The sequence below is a fragment of the Bradyrhizobium sp. genome (assembly GCF_017881085.1).
Lineage (GTDB): Bacteria > Pseudomonadota > Alphaproteobacteria > Rhizobiales > Xanthobacteraceae > Bradyrhizobium.
On the sequence record NZ_JADGRI010000427.1, the window covers coordinates 1 to 3,648 of the forward strand.

General features: G+C 60.6%; 4 protein-coding genes. 2 read left to right on the plus strand and 2 right to left on the minus strand.

Going from position 1 to position 3,648, the window contains the following annotated elements:
* Window positions 1-361, plus strand: a 361-nt coding sequence (locus tag QZ213_RS25950; RefSeq protein WP_291688918.1) for a cupin domain-containing protein, incomplete at its 5' end; no start/stop codon positions are given.
* Between the two features lie 261 nt (window positions 362-622).
* Here the strand turns inward: QZ213_RS25950 and QZ213_RS25955 are convergent.
* Window positions 623-1,408, minus strand: coding sequence for a transglycosylase SLT domain-containing protein (locus tag QZ213_RS25955; RefSeq protein ID WP_291688919.1), 786 nt, complete (start codon window positions 1,406-1,408; stop codon window positions 623-625).
* A 136-nt stretch (window positions 1,409-1,544) separates the two neighbouring features.
* Here QZ213_RS25955 and QZ213_RS25960 point away from each other — a divergent pair, with 136 nt between their 5' ends.
* Window positions 1,545-1,814 carry a DUF2312 domain-containing protein gene (locus QZ213_RS25960; protein ID WP_291688920.1) on the plus strand — a complete coding sequence of 90 codons (270 nt, stop codon included), beginning with the start codon at window positions 1,545-1,547 and terminating at the stop codon, window positions 1,812-1,814.
* 565 nt (window positions 1,815-2,379) lie between these two features.
* Here QZ213_RS25960 and QZ213_RS25965 read toward each other — a convergent pair.
* Window positions 2,380-3,648: TniQ family protein (locus tag QZ213_RS25965; RefSeq protein ID WP_291688921.1), on the minus strand; the 1,269-nt coding region annotated here is incomplete at its 5' end.

The following is a 3,648-nucleotide window of genomic DNA, read 5'->3' on the forward strand; positions in this document are numbered from 1 at the left end:
GCAAGTGACGCTGATGTCGATCCCCGTCGGCGGCGACATTGGCCTTGAAGCGCATCCGGAGACCGATCAGTTCCTGCGCCTCGACGCGGGCAGCGGCCGGGTGCAGATGGGAGCCGCGAAGGACAAACTGACTTTTGAAAAGGAAGTTTCAAACGGCTGGTGCGTCCTCGTTCCGGCGGGGACCTGGCACAACATCACCAATATCGGGAAGACGCCAATGCAGGTCTATGCGATCTACGCGCCCGCCCACCACAAGCCCGGCAAGGTGCAGGCGACGGCGGCGGCGGCCGAAGCCGACAAAGACGACAAGCCAGCGGCATGGTCAGTGCAGCCAAAACATGCGCCCGATAAACACGGGTGACCGATTGAACGGGAGCATGAAGCGCGTAGGGCGGGTTAGCCATAGGCGTAACCCGCCACTTTCGTCTGCAAACGGCGGATTACGCTGACGCTAATCCGCCCTACGAGCTGCGACTGGATGGAAATTACGGTCATGGGGCGGGCCTGCGATCACCCTGACAGCGCGATATAGCAAGCGTAGCCCGGATGAGCGCAGCGATATCCGGGGGCGGTGTTGGAGTTTCCCCGGATGTCGCTGCGCTCATCCGGGCTACTTGCTGAGCTAATTGCTGCCATCGGCTGCGAGGCGCAAGAACTGCCGCTTCATCGCGTTGACCCTGGAGATATAGGCCGCAACCAGGTGATCGCCGCACCGTTCGCCGGCCATCATCTGAAAGTGACGGCGTGCGTAAGCGGTGGCCGGACCCGCGCCGCAGAGATGGATAAAGGCAGCCAGATCCTGCTTCTGCTGCGGGTTGGGCTTCACATCGCCCGCGAGGGTGAGAACCGCGGCCACATGCCGGTCGAGATACACGGATGCAAGTTCGATGGCATGGCTCGGGAACGCGCGGAAATAGAGGCTGGTGAACCCGCAGCCGGTTTCCGTGACGGCATTGTCCCGGATACAGAACCGCGCGGCCTCGGCGTAGGCCGGATCGGTCGTCTGGTAGAGGCCGACGGCGCTGGAGGCGGGCTGGTAAATCGCGAGGGGGTTCAGGCTCAATCGCCAGCGCCAGTAGGTACGCGCGACCGGATTGCCTGAACTCTCGACTTGCGCCAGCGCGGCCAGCAATTCGGGCGTGATCGAATGGGTCGAATACGCGCGGAACAGCGGCCCGTATTGCCGCCACGTCTCGGCCGGTTCCTTGTCGAGGCCGCTGCCGACAAAGAAGAACATCTCGGTCGGCTTGTGGATCACGTGATAAATGAGGTTCGTCAGCGTGAAGGTCGCAAGCAGGATCGCGACGACGCCTGCGATCCGGGCTGCCCGCGGTGCTTTCGCAAGCTTCCGTCGCGCCCACCGTGCGCCCCGCCGCCAGCGGCGAAGGCTGTTGGTTCTTCTTGACATGCGTTTTGTGGGAGTGCGTGGGGCAACATAACGGAACCTGAGCGCCGTTAATCATCTTTCGGTCCTGCGTCCCAGGTTAACACATTGGTTATTCTCTTGCGCGCATTTTCGCGTTTCCATTCATCAGGGAGGCACCATGTCTGACGTCACCATTCCCGGCGGCAAGATTCGCGCGTTCGTCGAACGGATCGAAAATCTGGACAGCGAGATCCAGGAGTTGAACGAGCAAAAGAAGGAAGTATTTGCGGAGGCCAAGGGCGACGGGTTTGACGTGAAGATTCTCAAAGAGATCGTCAAACTTCGAAAGCAGGACGAGGAAGAGCGCGACGAGCGCGAGAGCATGCTCGATCTCTATATGCGCGCCATGGAGCAGGCCGCCCCGGAAAAAGTCGCCAAGGCCGCGTGAAGAAGCAGGGCGGGTCTGCCAGCGAAGCTGTAGCCCGGATGGCGCCAACGGGTCGCGCGAATGCGCGCCCGATGACAGGCTCCGCGCAATCCGGGACAGCAGCGTGCGGCGAGCGATGTCCCGGATATCGCTTCGCTCCATCCGGGCTACGCTTGCTTACGATTTATTATCCGCTCGACGCGCGCTTCGTCCCGCTCGATCGGTGGTGGCCGTAGAAAAGGCCACTCGTTTGAGTGGCCTTCCCGTTTCAGCAATGTGTAACGCATCCCAAAACCCTCTGGTGGCATGCCAAAAAAGACCCAACAAAACGGCTACGCGCACCTCAAAAGATTTCCGTTTACACCCCAATTCAGTGTTAGAGGCGGCGGTTCACACCCCAAAAGGATGTAACTCGCTAACTGGTGCACACGTACAGGTTGATCTCGCACGACCGAGCTTTTCGGAGTGGGGCGCGAGTTTGCTGCGGCTACGGTAGGCCGCTGGACAGGCTCTGATTTCAGGAGGACGAGACAGGAAGTGCGGCGCCGCTAGTTTGGCGGCACCGCGGAGGAGTTATCAGGAGGGCCTATTTCGAACGCAGGTAGTTGCGCAAGGGATCGGTCGCGGCAATCGTGCCGATTCTGTCCCTATATCCGCGAACTTCGTCGATTCCGACAAGGACGCTGGTGAAGTCGCGTCTCTCGCCTTGTACGCCAATCACCCGGATTTCTCCGCGCATGATGGCGCTTACTAAAACGGTGCTGGCGATACGACAAGTATGGGGCGCCTTAGCTAAGTTGATCGACCGGGCCGGAGCTTTCTTGAGTGTCGGCGCTGCCCGTACGAGATCGGCCAGCCATTGTGCGATCTCCGCCGTCCGTAAGAAATAGCCATGTTGGCCACTTTTGCCTCCCACGATCCAGGAGGGGATGACATTGCTGCGGACAAGTTTGGTCAACGCCGTGCGGCTTAGCCCGAGATGTTCCTCGAGGTCGGTGAGCGATAGTGCGGCCGCGATATCCCTTGCCAAGCGCTCGGCGACGGCGCGCTCCACCAGGACCGGCATTCCCTTCCGCTTCTCCGTACGGATCAGCCCTTCCATTGAAAGGAACTTGCGCATCGTGCCGATCCGGACCTTGGCCATCGCCGCTGCTTCGGAAAGGGTTACTGGACCGGTGCCGGCCCGCAACAGACTGGAGAAGGCGCGTCGCGTAACCTGGATCTTGGTCGACGCATGCTGGAAAATCGCCTCGCCCATGCGATAGAAGAGCCGGGGACCACCATTGAACCTGAACCATGGATAGAACCAGCCGTACATTTCCTTGAGTGTCGGCGAAGAGCCGCCAGACGACATGAGATATCCTTCGTAAGCCCGCTCCAAGGCACTCGCCGCGTCTCCAGAAGCGAGAAGCTCGAAGCCGCGAGCCCGCACATCGCGAATTTCCTGGTGGTCGACCAGTTGAGGGTAGGTAGGACGGTAGCCAAACATGTCGAGCGCGCCGACGCGTTTCACCAATTCGGCTGCGTACCCGAGAGGAACATCGTCGAGAAGCCCGACACGCAGCGAGCGATCACCGATGACCCGATCGATGGCCCAACGATCGGGATCAGTCATCCTGGGTTCCGCCAATTCGAGCGGATGGTCTCGCACGTCGCCGTCGACGCACTCGCGACATTTGACGGGTGAGCCGTCCTTCCAGGAAAGCTTCGATCCACAAGTACAATGATCGACGAGCATGCAGCCGTGAGTCGGACAAGTGGAGACGAACGACCAGTCCCACCAGAGCCGATGGTAGGCGGACTCCGTCATGCAAGCTGGACAGACGCGGCGGACACTCTCCGGAAGAAGATCCGC